Source organism: Vibrio mediterranei (assembly GCF_013364395.1).
Lineage (GTDB): Bacteria > Pseudomonadota > Gammaproteobacteria > Enterobacterales > Vibrionaceae > Vibrio > Vibrio mediterranei.
Genome location: NZ_JABXGK010000001.1, coordinates 746,098 through 769,113, shown reverse-complemented (window position 1 = coordinate 769,113; position 23,016 = coordinate 746,098). Strand labels below are relative to the sequence as shown.

Sequence of the window (23,016 nt, the reverse complement as noted above, 5' to 3'; positions counted from 1 at the left end):
TAACTATAACGGCAATATTTCACGTCTGTTTCACCTTTTTCTCAGTAACTTGATAACGTTGTCTCGGCTAGGGCCACTAAAACCACGATGAATGGACTTCAACGATAGCTCTGGGTTATTTGCTAAATGCTGTTTAAAGCTGCCAAACTGCTCCAATTCAGGATGGGTACAAAAAGCAATGAGTTGATTTGCTCGTACTTTTTTTGTTTTTAGTACTTTCGATAGCGCTAAATACAACTTATTGACTCGCTCAAGCAGTGCTTCGATGTGTTGTATCGCGCCCGATTCATTCACCAGTAAACGACCAATGGTGTCTAGCACTGGATAACAGGCTTGAGCTTGAACGGCTATCGGAGCACCTTCAGCGTAACGCCCACCCTGTCCGGAAACGAAAACTTGGCCGTCCCACGCACGCCAATGCTCATCTCGCATTCCAATCACAAACTCTTGTTGTTGATTAAGTCGTAACTGCAAATGGGCATACGCAAACATCATCTTAAACTGCTCTAACAAGACTTCACGGTCTTCTGTGCGCTCAAAGGCTAACGCCACCAGCCGATTATTGATGTAGAGCGACACCACCTCATCTCGCAAACGCTCTCGTTGGAAATCGAGCCCTGGTATCGTAAATTCAATGAGAGGATTATCGGTTTGAATAGGAGCAAAGCTAGAATCCACGACATAGTGACCAAACAAGCGCTTTTGACTCCAAAACAGTAACTTCTTCTTGATGGTATCGATTTGGTTAGCTTGATCTGGACTGTAATGCGCCAACTCAGCAATCTGTCTAAGTTTGATAAGTTCACTAGCGACAGTTCTTAGAACTTCTCCGGCCATCATTAAGCGGCTATACATCTTGTGCGAATCGGACACTTCTGCGATAAGCTTGGGGCGTTCTTGCAAGTTCAACTGCATCATTTGCTGGTGCAATAAGACTGATGAGGGTTGGCGCGTCGAAAGCTTTTCCGGACGTTTTATCTTGCCCGCACTCGCTGGATTGACCTGATTTTTCCTCTGTGTAATCCCGGTTAACTTCATCCTACCTCTCCCACTAGGTCAATCGTGGCTCGTTGGCAAAGTTGAGCTTAATTATCTCTTCAGACTGCATCTGCTTAACAATGTCGATTACTTCTTTTCGAGCCTGTTCTACCTGACTTACGGGCACAGCACCGATACGTACCAAATTTTCTTTTAGCTCGGTAGAAACCCGCTGTGGCATAGAGTTGATGATGTACAGGCGGCAATCTTTGTTTGTCCCTTTAAGGGCGTATGCCCATAACTCAAGACTGACTCTTTCATTAATGAGGTTGATAGTTTCAAGGTCTTGATTAAACAGAGTGAAGAAGTCAAACATCGCCTCTTCTACCAGCTCAGCAGCTTCTTCATCATGATCGTGAAGAAATTGGAATAAGTTGCTCTTATCGCCGGAATAGCGATTGATAAGGTTTGCCACCACCTTTGAGCCTTGTAGGCTTGCTGATCCGCCGCTGTGATAATTGATTTTGCAGCGATCGATAAGGTCCTTTAGCGTCTCCATTAACCCAGAGGTCAAAACCTGTGTTTTGGATATTTGCAGAATCAACTCGTGGCACTCTTGTTCATCGTATTCGTCCATGACTCTAGCGCTGTACTCAAGTGGCAAATGAGCAATCAGTAACGCCTGCAAATTAATGTGTTCTTTCTTGAGGTCGTTGACTAACAAATCAGGCGGAATCCAAGCCAGTTTTTCTGCGTGCGAACGAATCTCATCACCGTAGATTTCGGATACCAAATCTCGTGCTAAGTTACCGTTGAGCGTCTTCTCCAAGACATTGGTTATATATTGTCGTGTCCCACCTAGAATGCCTGAGTGCTTTCTAAAATCATCAAAAAAACCGGACAACGAAACCAGCGCATCTTTAGCCTTAATGTCTTTCATTTTACTCATCGCATGAGTAATCTGTTTGATCTCTTCATGGGTGAATCCTTTGAGAACCTCAGACCCAATATCTTCGCCCATACTCAATACCAACATGGCGACACCATCCACAGACTGATAAGTTTGTTTGTCATCCATACACGTCCCCTCTGATAATCCTTTGCTATGCCTGAATCCACGTTCGCAAAATCTCGGCTACTCGATTTGGGTCTTCTTTAGCGATAAGTTTCAGGTGCTTGATCTGCACCTCTAGCGGGCTATCGGCCGATGGCAAATTGTCGTCCAACGCTTTGATACCCGTAGCATCAATGCCTAGTGATTCCAGTTTCGACTGTAAGGCCGCTTCTGCTGCTCGTTCTTCTTTGGTAATCACATCATCGTATTCCATGCTCTCGGCTTCTTGTTCCTCCTGCTCAGCGGACTTCGTTAAATATTGAGCCAGCGGGCGCAAGACCACCATGATCATTAAACCACTCAACATCACACCCAATAGATACTTGAGTGGCTGCATAATATTGGTATTTTCAAACCAAGCTACGGGGGCTTGATCTGGAATACTGGCAACCACAAACGGGAAATGTGTGATGTGTATAGTGTCACCGCGAGTTTCGCTGAACCCTATTGCAGAGCGAACCACATTTTCGACATTAGTAAGCTCCTCCGGTGTCCAGGTTTGATTGGCGTTGGCCAAGTCATTGACGACAATAGAAACAGAAAGGTTTTGTAACACGCCCTGTTGATGTTGGATATGACGTACTTTGCCACTCACCGCATAATCTCGTGACGTTTCGCTGCGATTCACCTTAGCGTTTGGCTCCGGCTGAGGCTCGCCATCGGTCACTGGGGGCGTGTTACTCAAGGCACCCGGAATACCCAGAGCCATTGAGGACTCATTTACATCGTTAAGAAGAGTTTCCTTTCGCACAACGGGGTCAGCATAAATTTCTTCTGTCTCTTCTATGCGGGAGAAATCAATATCACTTGCGATTTGAACTCGGAAATTACTGGCACCTAGAATTGGAGTAAGCATATCTGTGGCTTGCGCAACCAAGGTTCTTTCTAGGTTACGTTTATAGTCAGATTGCTTACCTGTGGTGACCGTGATATCGCCAACGGTAGCATCGTTAGATAATAAGCGGCCGTGCTGGTCAACGACTCTCACATGTTCCGACTTAAGACCAATGACAGCACCAGATACCAAATTGATTACCGATTCAACTTGAGTCGGTTTGAGATCCATTCCATTGATGATGTGGACGATAACAGACGCTCTTGGTTGTTCTCCGTCTTCACGCATAAACAAGCTTTCTTTCGGAATAGCGAGGTGCACCCGGGCCAAGCTGACCGCACTCATAGTGGTTATACTGCGCGCCAACTCTCCTTCTAATGCATGACGGTAACGGGCATTCTCCATAAACTGGCTTTCACCAAGGCTTTTTGAACTGTCGAGTGATTCAAAGCCACTTGGCAGTTGTTCTTTTAACCCTTTTGACGCCAGAATCATGCGAATTTTAGCTACATCACCTTCCGGAACCAATATCTGACCATCATCTTGACTAAGCTGGTAACGTATCGATTCTTCGTCGAGGAGCTGCAAAACTTGGCTAGAATCGAAGTTGGCTGACTTGCTATACAAGGGCCGAAACCGCTCCGCCGATGTCCACAGCATTATGACAATGATCGCCGCCGTAATCGTGGCGAATATGGTGATAATAATGACGTTGCGTTGCGAGCTTTGCCAAAACGTATTAAGCCAGCCAGAGGCTTTGTTGAGCTTCTCTTTCGCCGCTCCCATATTGTTGGCTAACGCTGGTTTTGTTTCTAATTCTGCAGCCATCGCCGTTCCCTAGCCTAAATAGGCATCTTTATGATGTCTTGGAAGTTCGACACCATTTTGTTTCGCACTTGCATCAGTGCGTTAAAGGACAATTGCGCTTTTTGCGACGCTACCGTTGCGCCTAAAAGGTCATCGCTTTTACCCAATTCTACGGCGGTTATCTTGTCAGACGCGTGAGCTTGGTATTTGTCCACTGTATCCAGCACCCCTTTTAACGCATGACTGAACTGCAATGCACTCTCTGAAGTAGGGTTGACTTGGGTATTGTCATGAATAACCCCCTTTACCGCTGCCGATACCATCGTTTGATTGGAAAATGGATTGGTCGCAATTTGTTGCTGATTGTGCATTTTGCCAATTAGCTCTTGTTGTAATTGCATTGCGCTGATTTTTTCCATTACTCGCTCTCCATCGCTGCGTCACTTACGTACCAATCGAATTTCTACGCGACGATTTTTGTCACGACCTTCTTCAGTGGTGTTGTCATATTTAGGGTAGCGATCACCATGTCCACGTATCTCTATCATCTTTTTCGACACCCCGTTTTCAACGAACCACTGTGCAACATCTGACCCACGCTGCTTTGAAATTTGCAGATTCGCCACGGAATCCCCTGAATTATCGGTATAACCATCTATCAAAATCTTAACGATTTTAGGGTCACGCTTTACCAGAGAACTTATGTCATCAATGGTACGTTTTTGCAGTTCCGTTAAGGTCACAGCGCCGCTTTGAAAATGCAGTTCAACGCGGCGTGCATGTTGAAAGTTCACGGGAGGCAAACCAAAGCGGCAATGGTTAAATTCATCTAGTGCGGGCCTGAAATTCGTGGTCGGGAAATAGATATCAAAATCCATAGCATTAATGTTGAACCAGGCACCACTAGCCATGTCTTCTAGTAGTAGCGTCGCACCATCTGCCGTGACTAAAGCGGGACCTTGCTGTTGGATCTTTTCAATGGTGGTTGTGGTATAGGATTTAGAAATCCCCCAGACAGGCTCTGTGGTATTAAACGAAGTGGAAGAAGGGAGTGAGCGTACGCCACGTTTCTCCACCTTGATTTGTAAAGGGTTGGCAGCCAGTAGAACAAACTGTACCGAAAAACCGGTATGAGGGTCGAAAGATTGCAAGACACACCGGTCAACAGATTGATTAAATTGCCATTGCACACTATCAAACGGAACAATATAACGTTGAGCTAGAGCCTGAGTAGGCATCATCACTTTAGCTATTATCAAGCTAACCATCATCAAACGAATTAAGTACAAGGCCCCAGACATAGACAGTAGTCGAGCCCCGAACCAATTCGGTAGTCTTGTATGACGAGGTTTAACCATATCGCTTCTCATATCAAATCAAACAGAGAAATACCGGCGACGCGCGCGAAGGTTTTTTGCGTGGCTTCTAGAGCAATCATACCTTGGTTAAGTTCCACCGAAGCTTGTGCATAATCCAACTCCTCAAGTTCTGAGCGCACCGTTTCGGCAAAAAACACCATATCAATGCTGGTTTCTTTGAGTCTATCCAAGGCGTTATATTGGCTACCAATATCTGTCAAAGACACCAACAAGTTCTGATGCAAAGCTTGATTAGTATCGAGCGCACTATCTAATGCTGGCGTAAACCCAGCTGTCGGAACTTCCAACTCAGCGATTGCATTGTCCAAATCAGTAAAAATAGCGTTGGTGCCGATAATATCCGTGATGGTTAAGTTGCTTGGTACATATTGGTCATCGCCAACTTTGGTTTCACGATAATCTGAATTGCTGTTTAAGGTATAAGGCGGTGTTGTCGATATGGCTTGGTTTGTTATGTCTGTACCTGAAAACAAATAGCTTCCTTCATTCGCTTGATTTAACGTGGTGAGCATCTCTGTTTTCAGCGATTTTAGCTCTAGCACTATCCCAGCACGACTTTGTGCATCTAAAGTACCATTCTTACCTTGAAGTAGTAGCTCATTGACCTGTTGGGTCAGCTCTTCTAACGTATTCACATTGGTTTCATAGCGAGTCAACTGAGACTGCACATTCTCAATATTGCGCTGGTATTGCTGATTATCAGAGACCGTCTTTTTTAGTCCTTCAAGGCGCACCGCCGCAATCGGGTCATCGGAGAGATGGTTAAGCTTCAACCCAGTCGACATCTGCTCAAACACTTTATTGAGACGAATGTTGTTATCCATTAGCGAACGCTGCATAACCGCATTAAATTGTGAGTCCGTTACTCGCATCACTGCTCTCCTAAAACGCTTTTAACAAGGTCTGAAACATTTGATTGGCCGTACTGATCACTTTCATATTGGCCTCATAGGCATTGAGATAAAGCAACATGTTCGCGGCTTCTTCGTCTGAGTTCACCGCGCTGACACTATCTCTGGCGACTTGCGCATCTTCCACGCTAATTTGTGCTGCTGTCGCTTCACTTTCAGCTTGTCGGGTAAAAATACCGATGTCTCCCAACAACCCCGAATATGCGCTATAGGGCGTTTTACCAACAACCGACCCATTGGTTAACGGCGTTTGAGAGAGCATGGAAAGATCTTTGAGAACATCACCGTTTCCGGAAAGCGTTGCACTAGAAGAGAACGCAAGCTCTTGTGCGCTAATCGCAGAGTCGATGGCAAGCGAGTGCGCCTCACTCCCCGCCGTGTAAGTAAATAAGCTTTGCCCAGCGGCTCCATTAAGATCAAAGCCCGTATTTAAGGCATTATTGACCCCGTCAGCGAGTCCTTTTGCGAGATCGGCCAATGTCGCTTTAATCGGCTCGTATTGGCTCAGTTTTAAGGCTTCTAGTGCACCAAGTTCTCCACCTAGCGAGTCATCAACCGCAGTCGTCATTGATTGGAAAGTAATGGAAAGATCGGTGCTATAAGGATCACCACTCGAAAAGTCGCGAGTGAGTGAAGCCGAAAAACCGCCAATAACCAGCGGCTGTCCATTAGGCGTGGATAACTCAACACCGCCCGCGGTATATATCACTTGCACATCTAACGATTTTGAGAGCTCGTTAAGCTGTTTGTCCATCTCATCTTGTAGTCCTGCTACTCCTTTACCGAGCAGTGCGTCTTCTTGAAGTTTTTGATTCAGAGCAGCGATACTTTCAAGCTGGCTATTTACATGAGACACGATGCCTCCGTATCGTTCACTTTGCGCCGCCTCTTGCTGACTAAGTTGGGCTGAAACTGAGTTGAATTGCTGTGCTAACGCATCTGCGTTAGTGAGCACTTGTTGTCTAAATGCGATGCTCTCTGGAGTCACACTGGCTTCATCAATCGCGGCAAAAAAGCCATTAAGACCCTGCGTTAAACTCAAACCGTCAGCACCCAACAGATTTTCAATATTAGATAAACCGTCAAAATAACTTTGTGAATATTGCGCCGATTCGGTAGCTTCGCGTAAACGATTAATGGAAGACTGCTCTGCAATCCGAATAATGTCTCCCACTTCAACACCCGCCCCCAAATTGATCCCGTTGACGAAATTTCCAGACGATGTTGCTTCTAAACTGACTACCTGACGACTATAACCCGGTGTATTCACGTTGGCGGTATTTTGCGCCGTCGTATTTAACGCCACACGATTGGCGAGTACACCACTGAGTCCAATATTGACCATTCCCATTATTTACTCTCCTTATCTAGAGGACGGTTGGGAACTTGCGATGACAATTGCTTGAATATCATCTCGGCGAGCCCAAATGAGGATTGACGGCTAATACGCTGCGCCAACTGGGCATCGAGCATTCCTTGAAACATGCCATCCGACTTCATGGACAGCGGATTGTTTTCATCACTCATAGCCTCGCTTGCAGAGCGCATACGAGTGAGCATTTGTTGCAGAAATAACGCCTCAAACTGCTGCGAAGCTGCCAACAATCCCGCTCCAGAATTGTCGTGTTTCATTTGAGCTAAGGCATGATTGTCTAAATAGAAGTTCGCGACATGTTGGCTCGCCTGAGTATGAGCTGGAACCGATAATTGCCCGGAGAACGTTGCCAGCCCTGCTCGCTGCGAACTTTCAACCATCAAGGTTTCAAAACTCACTGTTTGCGCTTGTGCAGGGCTCGGCGAATGTAATGACGACGCCACTACGGATACGTCAGCTTTGGTGGATGCAACGTTCTCTATCCCAGGCTTAATTTCACACCGCTGCTTTACGGTGAAAGGAACGTGGCTAGATAATTGGGTTATTAAAACCAGTGCGTTTGAATCAAGCATTAGATCACCACCAAATCACCGTTGATAGCACCTACTTCATCCAGCGCTTGCAAGATTTGCATCAACGCTTCTGGAGTAGCGCCAATATTATTAATCGCATCGACGATTTCTTGCAGATTGGTACCACGAGGCCACACCATCGTCGTACCGTCATCTTCATCGACGCTAATTTGAGTATTTTGGACAATGGCTGTTTCACCCGCAGTATTGAACGCACCTCCCGGCTGTGACACCGACTCGGATTCTAAAATTGTCACGGTAATCCCACCTTGGCTTACCGCCGCCTCGGAAACCGTCACATTCTGGCTGATCACTACAGTGCCTGTTCGCGAGTTGAACACCACCTTAGGCAAACGACGACCTTCTTCGACTTGCAACTCTTGAATCATCGCAACAAACATCACTCTGTCTTCGCTATCAATAGGTGCAGACACTTCAACTTGGCCCTTATTGAGCGCCTTCGCAACTTGCCCACCAAATGTCTGATTGATAGCTTTGGAAATGTTCAGTGCAGTTTCGTAATTAGGCTGCTTGAGTTGCAAACGAATCGTCGGATCCCGGTCAATACCGGTTGAGATTTCTCGTTCTAAGGTCGCACCATTGGGTATGCGGCCAACGGTCGGGGTATTTCGAGTCACGCTGGTGCCGTTTTCACCCGTAGCGTTAAACCCGCCAACTACCAAGCTACCTTGAGCCACCGCATAAACTTCACCATCAATACCTCGAAGTGGAGTAAGTAACAAAGTCCCACCGCGCAGGCTTTTGGCATCCCCTAACGAAGAAACCGTTACGGTCAGGGTTTGACCCGCTCCTTGATGTGGCTCGACCGCGGCAGTCACACTCACCGCGGCAACGTTTTTCAGTTTAGGGTTGGTGCTGTCGTCAAGTTGCACACCAAACTGTTTGATCATATTCACCACAGACTGCTGAGTGAACTTCACTTGCGATTTATCACCGGAGCCATCTAGCCCAACTACCAAGCCATATCCAATCAGTTGGTTTTGTCTGTCGCCGTAGACCTCCGCGACCTCAGCAATCGCTCTTGCGGCCAAAGTTGATGGTGCCCAGCTAAGTAGCCACAAAGGCAACAACAAATGGATGAGGTAACGCCATTTCAACTTCATCATTAAAACGGCATCCAGGGTGAATTAAAGAATTGAGTCAGCCAGCCAGCGGTATTGGTATCGGCAAAAGTTCCTCTGCCTGCATATGTGATACGCGCGTCTGCAATACGTTGAGAAGAAAGTGTATTATCGGCTTGAATGTCATCCACTCGCACATTCCCCGTCAGACGGATGTATTCATCGCCTTGATTGAGTTTCAGCCACTTCTCCCCTCGAACTCTAAGCACGCCGTTAGGCAGTACATCGTAAACCGTCACCGTAATAGAGCCTGATAAGCTATTACCCTGTGTAGATGCAGCGGCACCATCAAAATCTCGTGTTGCATCAAGAGCGGCGCTGCCTTCAGCGTAGGTCGTCGTGCCAAGAGTCGGCGCAGCAATCGTTGCGCTGGAATCTTTACCATATTGTGTCGAAGCGCTCTTATCTGACTCTGTTTTCTCATCAAGCATAACAGTAAGAATATCTCCCACCCGATAAGCTCGACGGTCTTGAAACAAGGTCATGGCTGTCGTTCCAGTATACAAGCTGCCCTTGCTAACTCGTGTAACCTGATAATCTAATTCTGGCGGAGCATACGCTTCATCATTAGGAGATGGCGGGATAAATTCATCCTGCCGACCCGCGCAACCAATCATATTCACGACCAGAAGTGCGACAACTGCGATGTAATAAAGCACACCAATCGCATGAGACTTTGCAAGCCCCGCTTTATTCGCTTTTTGCTTTTCCATCTCAGCTTCCTTCATGCCTACTTCCCTCTGTCGCTATGACTGCTGAGCAATGTATTGCAGCATTTCATCGGCTGCACTGACCATTTTTGCGCTCATTTCATAGGCTCTCTGAGTGGCAATCATGTCGACCATTTCCTCCACCACCTGAACATTGGAACCTTCAAGTGCACCTTGTTTTAATTGCCCTGAGCCCTCGGTTCCTGCCACTAGCTCTACTGCTTCTCCAGAGCCTTCCGTTTCAGCAAACAAGTTGCCGCCTTGCGCAGCGAGTCCCGCTGGGTTCATGAATTTCACTATCGTAATTTGGCCTAAAGCCTCTGGGTTTACTTGTCCCGGAATCGTTGCTGTTGCTACGCCATCAGCAGTAATGCTCACCAACGTGGCTTCTGGCGGAATGACAATTTCAGGGATGAGTGGGTAGCCTTGTGTATTGACCAACTGCCCATCTGAATTGGTTTGAAACTGACCGTTTCGGGTGTAGAGAAGCTCACCATCCGAGTTCTCTATTTGGAAAAAACCGTCACCAAGTATGGCTAAGTCAAATTGCTGGTTGGTGTTTTGAACATTACCTTGAGTAAAGACTTTTTCTGTCCCTACTACGCGAACGCCATTCCCTAACTGAATTCCTGTAGGATGCTCATTGAGTTCGGTGGTTTCTGTACCCGCCTGCTTATCGACGCTGTAAAACAGGTCTTCAAATACCACGCGGTCTCGCTTGAAACCGACCGTATTGATATTGGCAAGATTGTTAGAAATGGCGGTCATTTTCGCATCTTGTGCAGCCATCCCTGTTTTGGATATCCATAAAGCACTGTGCATAATTTTCTTCCTTAAGCCTTAAGTAGCTTATTCCCTATCTGAGCAATTTCATCGGCCGATGCCATGACTTCAATTTGCATTTCATATTGTCGAGTGAGTGACATGATGCTAACCAGCTCTTCGAGGCTTGATACGTTACTCGCCTCCAGATACCCGGAACGTACTTGAACCGTAAAGTCTTCAGCTAACACACCGCCTCCTTTAGGAACAAAGTGGCCGCTGGCATGCATGGTCATTTCATCGTATTCAGGTTTGACTAACTTGAGCGCTCCTACCTCGACCGAGGCTTCTCCACCAATTGGAGTCACTGAAATCAGGCCGTTTGCACTGACGGTAATAAACTCAAAATCGGGCAGAATCATAGGGCCTTCGATTGACATAACACGGCGCTCACCAAGATAAAGCTGACCATTGCCATCTAATCGAAAATTTCCGGCACGGGTGTACAGTTCGTTCGGTTCGCCATCCAAGCCTTCTAAGGTAATAAACCCATCGCCATTAATAGAGACATCCAAAGGGCGTTCGGTGCGAATATCTTCACCTTGCGCGAAGTTATTGATCGACGAATTGGTTCTAGAAGTCACGGAAGTCAAAAAACCAGAGCCTTCCAAACGCATTGGTGAGGAGTGTTCCATCAGTGCCTTAAACCCTATGGTGTCGGCATGAGAGAGGTTGTTGGCGCGAACGTGCTGAGCAAGCATGGTTCGCTCAGCACCTTTCGCTGCACTAAACAGTATTGGATTCATAGTCCTACACCACGTTGAATAGCGCTTGTGTTAACTGATCTGAGGTTGAGATAGATTTGGTGTTGGCTTGATAGTTACGCTGTGCGGTCATTAAAGCCACCAACTCAGAAGTCAGATCCACATTCGAGCCTTCCAAAGCCCCTGACGTTAAATCACCGAACACGCCACTGCCTGCAGTACCTAAAACTGGAGTTCCGGAGCTAAAGCTTTGTAGCCATGCGGTATCACTAGTTTTGATCAGGTTTTGAGGGGCGGCAAAGTCTGCGAGTACCACTTGGCCTTGCAGTTGAGATTGTCCATTGGTGTAAGTGGCAAAAATGCGTCCATCATTTTCCATTCGAACACTGGCATAATCACCGGAGGTGTAGCCGTTGGGACTATTTTTAGACACCACAAAGTCACTACCAAACTGAGTAACCGACGATAAATCTATATTGACTGTCACACCGTTTGCACCATTAGCTGGGTCAAAACTCACGCTGTAGTTCCCCCCTGATGCAATGGTTCCATCTGCGTTAAAGGTAAAATTAGCGCTATCAGTGGTAGTTGGAGAACCCGCAGGAACTAATGCGTCAGCGGCATTAATGGCTTGACCATCCACTAAAACATGGACATTCCAATCATTGGAAGCCCCTTTCACAAAGTACTGACTTACCGTATGTGGATTGCCCAGCGAGTCATAAACTGGGGTAGTGTAAGAATGGTTGTAGGTAGAAGAGTCACTGTAATCAAATGCCGCAGCAGGGACTTGCTCTCGCGCATCTAAATTAGCCACAAACTCGATACTGTCGGTCTCTCTTGCTTGCAGTGAAGCCGTGCTGATTTGTACTGTGCCAACCGAACCCAAGAGCAGATTATTATTGCCATCCACTGAATAACCTTGCAGCGCTGCACCGCTATTGGCGGTAATAACACCATCGGCATTCATATTGAAAATACCCGAGCGGGTATAAAGAGTTTGCCCTTTGCTGTCTTCTAAAACAAAGAACCCATTGCCACTCAAGGCCATGTCCAGTGAACGCCCAGTGCCCGTTACCGTGCCACTTTTCTCAAAGTTTTGCGACACACCAACTACTTCAACGCCACCAGCTTCACTTCCGCTGTAAACCGACGCAAACTCGGTTCTCGACTCCTTAAAGCCTGTTGTTGAAACATTAGCAATATTATTGGAAATAGTGTTGAGCTCTGAGTTAGAGGCATTTAGCCCACTCAGTGCAATACTAAAGCTCATAATGTCATCCTCTTCATTCAAAAGAGGCTATCTCCGCTAACTCTCTGGTTAGCGGAGAACGACAGCCGTCATCTTACTTACAAAAACTTAAAAAAGGTCAAAGACCAAAAATACTTGCGAAAATACAACTTAATTAGAGAAGGCCGCCACGTCGTAAAACGCCACTAAACCTACTCCTTGCACTTGCAAATGGCTTGTTCCGCCTACAAGCGGCGTTGTCACCTGCTCAACCTTGCCATGCTGATAAATCACTGGCTGGTAATTTTGTCCACTGTCCAATGTCACTTTCATTTGGTACGCGCCATTCAGACCCATCGCTTTGGCATCAAAAGCAAAATCAACCCGCCCTGCACCATTGGGGCCTAACGTTACCGTTTTCACTTGCCCAAGATGATTCACCAACTCGACAGCCACTGTATTGGACGCGGCTTGCAATTGAATATAACCAGTGTGTGTGCCCTCACCCGATGCGGATAGTTGGTCACTTTTGACGGTGACTGTTTTGTCCACCAAGGCTGCAGTACTCAGGACTTGCAAGTTATCGAGCATCGTTGTGTTGTTTTGCATCAACTGAACTAGGTTCTCTGTGCTCTCTACTTGAGAAAACTGCGCCAACTGCGCAACGTATTCAGTCCCATCTGTCGGGTTCAACGGATCTTGGTTTTCAATCTGCGCCACCATCAAGGTGATGAATTCATTCTTTAACGCCCCAGCACTGTTCGGGTTTTCTTGAGGGGGCAATGTTGACGCAGACTCAATATTATTGACCTGCGCAGCTCCGGATATAGTCGTCATAGGTATATTCCTTAGAAACCACTGGTTCGCAAATGCAGGATACTGCTAACTGCGCCACAGTCCCATTAGTGATTGCTGCATAGACTTGACGTTACCAAGCACTTCGACACTGGCTTCGAAACTGCGAGTCGCCGAGATCATATCAGCCATCTCGTTGACGACATTGATACCTGAGTAGTAAACATAACCTTCGTCATTTGACAGAGGATTGTTTGGTTCATAGCGCCCCTCCATCATCGAGGACACTTCAACAACGTCGGCGATGCGAATTGGTACCACACCTTGATGTTGGGTTTCTTGTGCATTGAAATGGTTGTAAACCGCGGAAAATATCGGTTTGAGTGGTTTATAAACTTTTGAAGGGTCACCAGAAACAGAATCGGCGTTCGCCAAGTTACTGGAGATAGTGTTAAGCCTCACGGTCTGAGCACTCATTGCTGAGCCCGCCGTTTCATAGATACCTAAGAATGACATGGTGTCCCTACCTAATCAATTCACTTACTGGCCCTTGATGGCCGTTTTGATACCGTTAATTTTCGACTGCAAAAATGCCAAGCTTTGGTGATAGTCCATCACATTTTTGGCGAATCTTGCCTGTTCATTTTCGAGTTCAACGGTATTGCCATCTCGCGTTCTTTGCACTGGAATCCGGTATTGTGCTGAGGTATCGATATACCAGTCTTTGCTGTTACCAATACCACTCAATACTGCATCAAACTTTAGATCCATTGCCTTGTAATTTGGGGTGTCCACATTGGCAATATTCGAGCTTAATACCGCTGCTCTGTCCAAACGAAACTGCACTATCTTGGGGTGAACCCCAAGCGCATCGTCTAAGTGAATCATGCCCTAGCCTCATCCATCATCGACCCGATTTAAAAGCAAAATAGGTCGTTATAGTTTTGTGTATTTCTCACTCAACCCAAGTTGAAATGAGAATGCTATAACCTATAGTTAGGAATAATTAGCGTGTCAAATTTGAGAACGCTCACAAATAATAATTATTGGGACTTGACATGAAAGAATGTTCGTTAACTGAATTCGGTAACCCGAGTATTAAGATGCGTAAATTCCTGCTTAAAAACGCCGGGCATTTCTCTAATGAAGTTGTTGATATTTTTAAATTTAACTTCTCTTGTCGACACGTTAAAGCCAGTTTTTCAGAGGCGCACAAACCACCTAAAAACAGCATCAAAACAGTGCTAAACATCGAAGACTTCGGTCATGTTTTTTTCTTTATCGAGCCACAAGCTGCCGATATTCTGCTATACAAGCACCTAAACACACCATCACCTACCCGAAAATCGAAGAGAAGTAGTAGTGACACAACACTCACTCAAACTCACTTAAGACTGTTTCAAAAGCTCACTATGGCGATCACTAACATTCTTACTGCTGATGCAAGCCATTACGCGGTTGAACATACAGATCATCAGCCTTCAGACATTGGTACTACCATCACTTTCAGCTTCGATGAGCAACAAATCGACATCACTTTTATGTTGGATGATAGATATGTTAAGAAGCTACGCGACGTGATGGAAAGTAACGAAACTTTCGATAGAGAGGAAATCCTAAACAATTTGCGATATCAGCCGGTTGAATTGGGGTGTGTAATGCTCCACGGACAGTGCACGCTGCACGAGTTGTCCAAACTGCAACCCGGTGATTTTATGCCCATGACCTTATGTAAAAACTTGACGGTCAAAGTAAATGGGCACCCAACTTTTTTTGGCAAACTTCAATCTATTAACTCTGAGTTAGGAGTAGAAATCGATGGCTAGCGATAAACAAACTCCGCCCATTGACAATTCGATGAGCGACCTCAACTTACACGAAGAATTGCCAGATCTCGACGATTTGGATTTGGATGACCTTGCAGACGATATTGAATTCGAAGCTGAGCAAAGTGATGTCAGCAATGTATCCCTACTGAAAAGCATTCCTGTCGACATCACGGTAGAAGTTGCTCGTAAAACGTTAATCTTAGACGAGCTGCTTAATTTGAAAGCCGGCAGCGTAGTCATGTTAGAGAAACACGAAGGTGACCCGGTCGATATAAAAATCAATGGTACTGCATTTGGTACTGGCGAAATCGTCTCAAAGAATGGTCAATATGGCGTTAGGTTGTTGAGCATTATAAAAAAACCTAGCAAGTAGCTGTTTGGGCGAGCTCAAGGACGACAATGCCAATACGAATTTTACTGATGGTACTTACTTTTTGGTTCTCTCCTACGCAAGCAGAGGGGCTGACTATATTGAGTGAAACCAACACATCAGAAGGGACTGAATACAGCGTTAAGCTGCAAATTCTGATATTGATGACGATGCTGAGTTTTGTGCCAGCGTTTGTCATCATGTGCACCAGTTTCACAAGGATCATTATCGTATTAGCGATATTACGCCAAGCCTTAGGATTACAACAAACGCCTCCTAATCAGGTTTTGATTGGTATTGCCCTGATCTTTACTTTACTGATTATGCGGCCTGTCTGGACCAAGATATACGACACGGCTTATGTTCCTTATTCCACCGACGATATCACTCTAATGGAGGCCTTAGCCTCGGCAGAAAAACCACTGCGCCGTTATATGCTGGACCAAACCCAACGCAAAGCGCTCGAGCAAGTGACGAAAATAGCCGGAGAGAAAACCCTCGCCTCTGATGAAAAAATCCCTTTCTTAATATTACTACCCGCTTATTTGCTGAGTGAGTTAAAGGTGGCGTTTCAGATTGGTTTCATGCTGTTTCTGCCGTTTTTAGTGATCGATCTCGTTGTCGCATCTGTACTGATGTCCATGGGTATGATGATGCTTTCGCCACTCATTGTTTCCTTACCCTTTAAGCTCTTAGTATTTGTCATCGTTGACGGGTGGGGTTTGCTGATGGGTAGCCTTGCCAATAGTTTTTGGATTAGCGGATGAGCCCAGAAGAAGCCGTCACGCTTGTCAGTCAAGCCATATGGGTCATTATCCTGATGGTCTCTGTACTAATTGTACCCAGCCTTATCGTCGGCTTAGTGGTAGCCATCTTCCAAGCGGTTACCCAAGTCAACGAGCAGACGCTTAGTTTTCTTCCAAGACTTTTAGTGACCTTACTGTCCATCATTTTGGCGGGGCATTGGCTACTCCAGGAAATCAGTGACCTATTTCTGTTTATCTTTGATGCGATTCCGACCAAAGTTGGGTAATCGTGATGCAGCTTACATTTACTGAAATCACTCAATGGCTTGGTATTTTATGGTGGCCATTTGTCCGTTTAACGGGCCTATTTCTTATTGCGCCTTTCTTTGGTGACAACGCGATTCCTGTAAGAGTTAAGCTACTGTTTGCTTTTATCTTTTCTTTACTGCTGGCTCCGCTGGTCCACGAAGTACCACCCTTTAATCCATTTAGCATCGATACCCTCTTGTTTTCCCTGTATCAGTTGATTTTTGGTTTCCTCGTTGGCTTCGCCGTTATGCTCTTCTTCACTATTTTTTCCATTGCAGGACAAGCTATTTCGATGCAGATGGGACTAGCGATGGCGGTGATGAATGATCCAGCTAATGGCATCAGTATCGCCATTATTGGACGGATTATGTTTATCACCTCAATGCTACTGTTCCTATCCCTTGATGCGCATTTGGTGGTGCTGTTGGTGTTCAAAGAGAGCTTTACCTATTGGCCGCTTGACTCCACTTTCCCCTTCAGCAGTATCGATTATGTACTCAAAATGGTGTCGTGGATGTTTGCGACAGGTTTGCTAGTGGCAGTGCCCGCGATAGTGGTGATGCTGCTTAGTAACATCACTTTTGGTCTGATGAATAAAGCGGCCCCTTCCCTAAACGTGTTCGCACTTGGTTTTCCAATGACCATGTTACTGGGCTTATTTGCGTTAATGGCATCCTTAACGGGTATTGGCGATCACTACTTTGATTTAGTTCTGGAGCTTAACCAACACCTGCATTACATGTTGAGGCTACCTAATGTCTGAGCATCAAGATTCGGGCGATAAAAGTGAACAGCCCAGCCAACATAAACTCTCCAAAGCTCGCAGAGAGGGACAAGTTCCGCGTGCCAAAGAGTTTGTCTCTTCTATCACCCTTATCAGCGTGGTGGCCTATTACGTCCTGAATATCGATATGATTAAGCAAACATTTATTGAGCTGTTCTTAGTCAGTTTTCAATTCGATACTCAAACCATCAGCCATTGGATGACTTCGGTCGAACTGTTAGGCACCGCCCTTTTTTCCATGGTGATGTTGTTTTTTCCGCTATTGATTTACCAAATTATCGCCGCCATATTTGGCTCTACTTTATTGGGAGGGTGGATTTTCAGCCCTTCACTACTAACGCCCAAGCTTGAAAAAATCAGTCCTATAAAAGGGATAAAGCGTATTTTCTCAACACAGTCCGTGGTGGAGCTGTTTAAAAATGTGTTTAAGGTAACGCTGTTTTTCAGTTTGTTGTACTGGGTGATTTTCAGCTATATCTCCGTCATCACTAACCTGGTAAGTGCCCACTTTGATACTGTGGTGTTCACTGTCGCTACGATTACCATAGAGTACCTTGGTTACTTGCTGCTTATTGTTCTGATATTTGGCCTTTTTGACTTCCCCTATCAGCGTCATGAATTTACTAAGCAAATGAAGATGACTAAACAAGAGGTAAAAGATGAGCATAAGGAGCAAGAGGGGCGCCCGGAAGTGAAGGCGCGAATCCGACAAATCCAAACTCAAAATGCCAAACGAGGTGCCAATGAAAGAGTGCCAAAAGCCAATGTGGTGCTCACTAACCCTACGCAATATGCCGTCGCCTTGATTTATGATTTGACTCAGGCCGAAGCACCTTTTGTTGTTGCGAAAGGCAAAGATGAAGTGGCGGTATACATTCGTGAATTGGCAGCGAAACACAGTGTTGAAGTGGTGGAAAGTGCTGAGCTTACTCGAGCTATTTACAATACGACCCAAGTTGAGCAAATGGTGCCTAATCAATTGTTTGTGGCCATCGCTCACATTCTTACCTACGTTAACCAACTGAAAGCATGGCGCCAAGGACAAAGAAGCAAGCCAAATGGCTTGCCTCGTTTCTATATCCCTAAGGTTTGGTCTGATCCTAATGAACCGGCTGAGTAACCGTCTCTAGTCTGACAGCCGACACTTTAAACTCAGGTATTTTGGCGTAAGGATCCGTAGCGGTATTGGTTAGCTTGTTCGCCGCAGACTCGGCAAAGTGGAACGGCACAAATACCACACCTTGTTGCATTCGCTTAGTGACAAAAGCAGGCGCACTAATTTCACCACGGCGTGACACCAGTTTCACGGTCTCACCATTAGTAATACCTAATCGCTCTGCTTCTTCCACACTCACCATAATGCGTGGTCCCGCAAGATTGTCTAACCCTTTAGTTTTACGAGTCATAGTACCAGTGTGGAACTGTTCTAGAAGACGCCCCGTCGTCAATATTAACGGGTATTCGTCATCAGGGAGCTCTGCGGCATATTCGAATGGAATAGCTTTCATCGCCCCTTTACCGCGAACGAACTGGTCTTTGTGCATGATGCGCGTACCAAATGGCTTAACCTCATTACACGGCCATTGCAGACCATTACCACCTATCGACTGCCAACGAATACCATGATATTGCGGTGTTACATCGGCGATTTCCTCAGTAATATCCTGAACCGTTTGGTAAGCCCAATCACTGCCCATAGCATTGGCGATTTCTTGAATAATGCGCCAGTCTTCTTTCGCTTCACCCGGAGCTTGAACCGCAGGCACTAAACGCTGAACTCGTCGTTCTGTATTGGTAAAGTGTCCAGCCTTCTCTGCAAACGAGTAAGACGGCAGAACCACATCCGCGAGTTGTGCGGTTTCCGTTAGGAATATGTCCTGAACCACTAAGAAATCGAGCGACTTCAATCCATGAACGGCGTGAGCTTGGTCTGGGTCACTAAGCACAGGGTTCTCGCCCATGACATACAACGCCTTAATGTCACCATCACAGGCACCATCAATGATTTCCGTCAGCGTTTTACCTTTCTCTGTCGGTAAGGTCTCACTATTCCAAGCCTTGGCGAATTTGGCCTGAACCTCTGGATTAGTGACCTTCTGATAGCCTGGATAATCCGTTGGTAGAGCCCCCATATCACATGAGCCTTGAACGTTTGATTGACCACGTAGAGGGTTAATGCCGCCACCTTCAACTCCGACGTTACCACAAAGCATTTGTAGATTGGCTATCGAGCGCACGTTGTCGTGACCTGTCGTGTGCTGCGTGATTCCCATCGAGTAGAACACTGACGTGACTTTTGCCGTGCCAATGAGCTCTGCCAATCGCTCGATATCGAACGCAGCCACACCGGTCACCAACGCAGCATTAGTCGGTGAGTAAGACTCTTTACGAATCTCTTCAAGCAAGTCGCTATAACCTTCGGTGCGCTCTTCAATATAGGCATCATCTTGCCAGCTATTTTTATCAATCACATGCATGATTGAGTTAAGTAACATAACGTCTGTACCTGGACGGTGACGAACATACAATTTGGCATGATCGACCATATCGATACGTTTTGGATCGGCCACAATCAAGGTTGCCCCGTCCGCGACTGCTTGTTTGATATGAGAAGCAATGATTGGGTGAGCAGCACTGGTGTCTGAACCAATAATAAAGATAACGTCCGAGTGTTTGATACTTGGAATATCGTTGGTCATCGCGCCACTACCAAACGCTGCTTCCAAACCTGTTACTGTCGAGGAGTGACACAACCGCGCACAGTGGTCGATATTGTTGGTGCCAATTTCACGACGGAACAGTTTTTGGAATGCGTAGTTATCTTCATTAGTGGTTTTTGCCGATGAGAAACCAGCCAAGCTGTCACTGCCATACATAGACTTAATTTTACTCAGCTTATCAGCGACGTACTGCACGGTTTCATCCCAAGAGGCAGGCACCAATTCGCCTGCTTTTCTAATCAGTGGCGTAGAAAGTCGCTCTTCACTTTGGATGAAATCAAAGCCAAAGCGGCCTTTCACACACAACATGCCTTGGTTTACTGGAGACGTTTTATCCCCTTTGACGTAACGAATTTTGTTGTTCGCCGCATCCACGTAAAGCTCAACACGACAACCTACACCACAATAAGTACAGATAGTTTTCACCGGTGTCAGCATCTCGATTCGACCGTGAGATTTATCTCGCTTATCAGACAGCGCTCCCGTTGGACACACCTGAACACACGCACCACATTGAACGCAGTTACTATCGCCCATAGTGGCACCGTTAGGAAAAGAAGGACGATGTGACGTTTCTGAAAAGTTTAATATACCGTGAACCGATTCGGTCTGACACGCATGAACACACGAGCCACAACTAATACAACGGTTTGCATCGAAAACAATAAACTCGCTGGTTTTGTCCACTGGGAACATTTTGCGCTGGTTAATGTTTATCTCTCGATAATCCACTTTGTACTCAGTGGCGTAATCGCGAAGGTCACATTGAGTGTTTGCTTGGCAGCCACATTCTAAACAGCGCGCAGCCTCGGCAATGGCCTTCTCATCCGACATACCCAGTTCAACTTCTTGATAAGTTGTTTGGCAGGCTTCTACTGACAACTGCTCAGCTTTAGCTCGCGCTTTGGCTTTTTCTTGCAGATATTCTGTTTGGCGAACTTCGCTCAAACGCTCTGCTTTGTGACTATTAAACGCTCTAGGTTCAGGTTTAAAGTGACCTTGAAGAATGTAACGCTCAATAGCATCGGCAGCCTTCTTGCCATCAGCGATAGCTTCAATGGCAGTCGCTGGTCCACGTCTGAAATCACCAATACTGTATACATTGTAACCATGGTGCATCGAATCACCGTCAGAAGACGCAGTACCCCAATCGGTCAAAGGCAAAGGATGTTTGGCGGATTTAAGAAACTCGACGTCCGGTTTTTGCGATAGCGCGGAGATAACAGTATCAAAAGCGACAGTCTCAGTTTTACCGGTAGAGACAGGGCGGCGTCGACCAGAACTATCAGGCTCTCCCAACTCCATTATCTCTAACTCGATCTGCTCAACACGCCCCTGTGAATCGGCAAGATTACATTTGGGATTGGTCAAAAACTTAAACTTAACCCCTTCTAGCTCTGCCGCTTCAATCTCATGCAGTTCGGCTGGCATCTCATTTCGAGTGCGACGATAAATGATGGTCGTCTCCGCACCTTCGCGAATGGCAGTTCGCGCACAATCAATCGCGGTATTACCACCACCGATCACTGCCACCTTCTTGCCAATGGTGAAGGTTTTGTCCGTCATATGGTCTTTTAGGAAATCAACACCAAGTACACAACCCTCTAAGTCAGAGCCCGGATACGGCATATTGACCGCTTTGGTTGCTCCAACAGCAAGGCAGACCGCTTCATAGTTGTCTGTCAGCTCATCAAGAGCAATATCTTTACCAAGAAGTGTATTGGTATGGATTCTCATCCCACCACGGCACATCAGCTCAATTTCTTTATCCAGAATATCTTTCGGCAAACGGTACTCTGGAATGCCATAGCGAAGCCAGCCACCAGCCTCTGGCATAGATTCAAAAATGTCGACAGCAAAACCTTGGTAGCTAAGGTAATAACCACATGCCAATCCACCTGGCCCTGCACCAACAATGGCGACTCGGTGGCCGTTGTAAGGGAGTTTCGGCGGCTCAAATTGCTCGGCTAGCGATAAATCAATATCTGCGGCGTGACGTTTAAGCTGGCGAATTGCGAGCGGTTCGTCAACCAAGGTACGACGACATTCATGTTCACAAAAAGCAGGACACACACGACCAATGGAAATCGGCATAGGTAGCGTGTCTTTGATGATTTTTACGGCTTCGTGATGATCGCCTTGTGCGATATGGTGTAGGTAGGTTTGAATATCGACATGTGCAGGACATGCGACTTTGCAGGGTGCTTCACAGTCGGCATTGTGATCCGCAAATATTTTATTGAGTGCCTGTCTTCTAAGGTTGTTAATTTGAGCGGACTGAGTAACGATGGTCATGCCATCTTGGATTTTTGTCTCACACGCCTTAACAATACCTTTCCCCACCACTTCAACGACACAAAGGTCGCATGACTGCTTGTCGTCGTGCTTACTGATGGAGCAAAGAGAAGGGACATCAACTTGAATATCTTTTGCGACATCTAGGATGCTCTTGTTTTCGCGCAGAAGATACGTTTGACCGTTGATAATTACATTCATATAGAGCTATCTCTTTCAGATCGATGAAAAAACTCCACTGAACTCGCACTCGAAAGCACACGACGTTATCGCCGTGTAAGAAAGGTAACACGCAGTTTATTGACGCTATCTAGCGACTGAAAAACCTCGTAGACACAAAACCTTGTAATAAGTACGACAAACCATCAGTCAATCTCTGCTCTAATGATCCGTGTCACAGTGGTAGAACAAATCTAAAATGAGAAATCTTGGTGCTCTCAGGGAGTCCCCCTTCAAGGGGATTTAAATTAGGAGCGAAACTACCTTAATTATACCCACAGTGTAATTAAGGTCAAACATCCCTACTTTAAGTAAGTGTAATTCTCATTGGCGTAAAATGGTAAATAGTGAATCGCAGTGATTGATACC

The 23,016-nt window shown here is 46.1% G+C and carries 23 protein-coding genes; 6 read left to right on the top strand and 17 right to left on the bottom strand.

The features are described from left to right. Positions 1-30 precede the first annotated feature (30 nt). The 16 genes from HOP38_RS03820 to HOP38_RS03745 form a co-directional block, all read right to left on the bottom strand. The gene (locus HOP38_RS03820; protein ID WP_198557442.1) at positions 31-1,038 is read right to left on the bottom strand and encodes a hypothetical protein; all 1,008 of its coding nucleotides are present in this window, start codon (positions 1,036-1,038) and stop codon (positions 31-33) included. A gap of 13 nt (positions 1,039-1,051) precedes the next feature. Continuing rightward, entirely contained in the window at positions 1,052-2,056 is a 1,005-nt protein-coding gene (locus HOP38_RS03815; RefSeq protein ID WP_006074317.1) for a FliG C-terminal domain-containing protein, read from the bottom strand. Positions 2,057-2,081: 25 nt separating this feature from the next. Then, the gene (fliF, locus tag HOP38_RS03810) at positions 2,082-3,755 is read right to left on the bottom strand and encodes a flagellar basal-body MS-ring/collar protein FliF (protein WP_198557441.1); all 1,674 of its coding nucleotides are present in this window, start codon (positions 3,753-3,755) and stop codon (positions 2,082-2,084) included. A gap of 14 nt (positions 3,756-3,769) precedes the next feature. Beyond that, positions 3,770-4,153 (bottom strand): flagellar hook-basal body complex protein FliE, encoded by a 384-nt coding sequence (gene fliE / locus HOP38_RS03805; RefSeq protein WP_124940746.1) that lies wholly within the window; start codon positions 4,151-4,153, stop codon positions 3,770-3,772. A 21-nt stretch (positions 4,154-4,174) separates the two neighbouring features. After that, complete coding sequence (locus HOP38_RS03800) at positions 4,175-5,092, bottom strand: OmpA family protein (protein ID WP_198557440.1); 918 nt, start codon at positions 5,090-5,092, stop codon at positions 4,175-4,177. 8 nt (positions 5,093-5,100) lie between these two features. Further along, positions 5,101-5,985 (bottom strand): flagellar hook-associated protein FlgL, encoded by an 885-nt coding sequence (flgL, locus tag HOP38_RS03795; RefSeq protein WP_198557439.1) that lies wholly within the window; start codon positions 5,983-5,985, stop codon positions 5,101-5,103. A 10-nt stretch (positions 5,986-5,995) separates the two neighbouring features. Continuing rightward, on the bottom strand, positions 5,996-7,375 hold the full coding sequence (gene flgK, locus HOP38_RS03790) for a flagellar hook-associated protein FlgK (protein ID WP_198557438.1): 1,380 nt from the start codon (positions 7,373-7,375) through the stop codon (positions 5,996-5,998). After that, positions 7,375-7,971 (bottom strand): rod-binding protein, encoded by a 597-nt coding sequence (locus HOP38_RS03785; RefSeq protein WP_198557437.1) that lies wholly within the window; start codon positions 7,969-7,971, stop codon positions 7,375-7,377. The genes flgK and HOP38_RS03785 overlap by 1 nt, the downstream gene beginning before the upstream one ends. Continuing rightward, positions 7,971-9,098 (bottom strand): flagellar basal body P-ring protein FlgI, encoded by a 1,128-nt coding sequence (locus tag HOP38_RS03780; protein WP_006074310.1) that lies wholly within the window; start codon positions 9,096-9,098, stop codon positions 7,971-7,973. Before HOP38_RS03780 ends, HOP38_RS03785 begins: the two co-directional genes overlap by 1 nt. Then, entirely contained in the window at positions 9,098-9,730 is a 633-nt protein-coding gene (flgH, locus tag HOP38_RS03775) for a flagellar basal body L-ring protein FlgH (protein WP_420883069.1), read from the bottom strand. Before flgH ends, HOP38_RS03780 begins: the two co-directional genes overlap by 1 nt. A gap of 129 nt (positions 9,731-9,859) precedes the next feature. Beyond that, complete coding sequence (gene flgG / locus HOP38_RS03770; protein WP_006074308.1) at positions 9,860-10,645, bottom strand: flagellar basal-body rod protein FlgG; 786 nt, start codon at positions 10,643-10,645, stop codon at positions 9,860-9,862. A gap of 11 nt (positions 10,646-10,656) precedes the next feature. Beyond that, entirely contained in the window at positions 10,657-11,391 is a 735-nt protein-coding gene (locus HOP38_RS03765) for a flagellar basal body rod protein FlgF (RefSeq protein ID WP_006074307.1), read from the bottom strand. A gap of 4 nt (positions 11,392-11,395) precedes the next feature. Beyond that, complete coding sequence (gene flgE, locus HOP38_RS03760) at positions 11,396-12,622, bottom strand: flagellar hook protein FlgE (RefSeq protein WP_006074306.1); 1,227 nt, start codon at positions 12,620-12,622, stop codon at positions 11,396-11,398. 129 nt (positions 12,623-12,751) lie between these two features. Continuing rightward, entirely contained in the window at positions 12,752-13,417 is a 666-nt protein-coding gene (locus tag HOP38_RS03755) for a flagellar hook capping FlgD N-terminal domain-containing protein (protein ID WP_006074305.1), read from the bottom strand. A gap of 45 nt (positions 13,418-13,462) precedes the next feature. Next, positions 13,463-13,891, bottom strand: coding sequence for a flagellar basal body rod protein FlgC (flgC, locus tag HOP38_RS03750; protein WP_006074304.1), 429 nt, complete (start codon positions 13,889-13,891; stop codon positions 13,463-13,465). 24 nt (positions 13,892-13,915) lie between these two features. Next, positions 13,916-14,263: a flagellar basal body protein gene (locus HOP38_RS03745; RefSeq protein WP_006074303.1), complete on the bottom strand. Its 348-nt coding sequence runs from the start codon at positions 14,261-14,263 to the stop codon at positions 13,916-13,918. Between the two features lie 170 nt (positions 14,264-14,433). Between HOP38_RS03745 and HOP38_RS03740 the strand changes: the two genes are divergently transcribed. Genes HOP38_RS03740 through flhB form a run of 6 tightly spaced genes read left to right on the top strand, consistent with a single transcriptional unit; the run spans position 14,434 to position 18,533 of the window. Continuing rightward, positions 14,434-15,201, top strand: coding sequence for a flagellar motor switch protein FliM (locus tag HOP38_RS03740; protein ID WP_198557436.1), 768 nt, complete (start codon positions 14,434-14,436; stop codon positions 15,199-15,201). Then, positions 15,194-15,577: a FliM/FliN family flagellar motor switch protein gene (locus HOP38_RS03735; RefSeq protein WP_006074301.1), complete on the top strand. Its 384-nt coding sequence runs from the start codon at positions 15,194-15,196 to the stop codon at positions 15,575-15,577. The genes HOP38_RS03740 and HOP38_RS03735 overlap by 8 nt, the downstream gene beginning before the upstream one ends. 26 nt (positions 15,578-15,603) lie before the next feature. Beyond that, positions 15,604-16,341 carry a flagellar type III secretion system pore protein FliP gene (gene fliP, locus HOP38_RS03730; RefSeq protein WP_006074300.1) on the top strand — a complete coding sequence of 246 codons (738 nt, stop codon included), beginning with the start codon at positions 15,604-15,606 and terminating at the stop codon, positions 16,339-16,341. Continuing rightward, on the top strand, positions 16,338-16,607 hold the full coding sequence (gene fliQ, locus HOP38_RS03725) for a flagellar biosynthesis protein FliQ (protein WP_006074299.1): 270 nt from the start codon (positions 16,338-16,340) through the stop codon (positions 16,605-16,607). Before fliP ends, fliQ begins: the two co-directional genes overlap by 4 nt. Before the next feature lie 5 nt (positions 16,608-16,612). Next, positions 16,613-17,392: a flagellar biosynthetic protein FliR gene (gene fliR / locus HOP38_RS03720; RefSeq protein WP_198557435.1), complete on the top strand. Its 780-nt coding sequence runs from the start codon at positions 16,613-16,615 to the stop codon at positions 17,390-17,392. Further along, positions 17,385-18,533: a flagellar biosynthesis protein FlhB gene (gene flhB, locus HOP38_RS03715; protein ID WP_198557434.1), complete on the top strand. Its 1,149-nt coding sequence runs from the start codon at positions 17,385-17,387 to the stop codon at positions 18,531-18,533. Before fliR ends, flhB begins: the two co-directional genes overlap by 8 nt. Here the strand turns inward: flhB and fdhF are convergent. Continuing rightward, entirely contained in the window at positions 18,514-22,629 is a 4,116-nt protein-coding gene (gene fdhF / locus HOP38_RS03710; RefSeq protein ID WP_198557433.1) for a formate dehydrogenase subunit alpha, read from the bottom strand. The two genes, flhB and fdhF, sit on opposite strands and share 20 nt — an antisense overlap. Positions 22,630-23,016 lie beyond the last annotated feature (387 nt).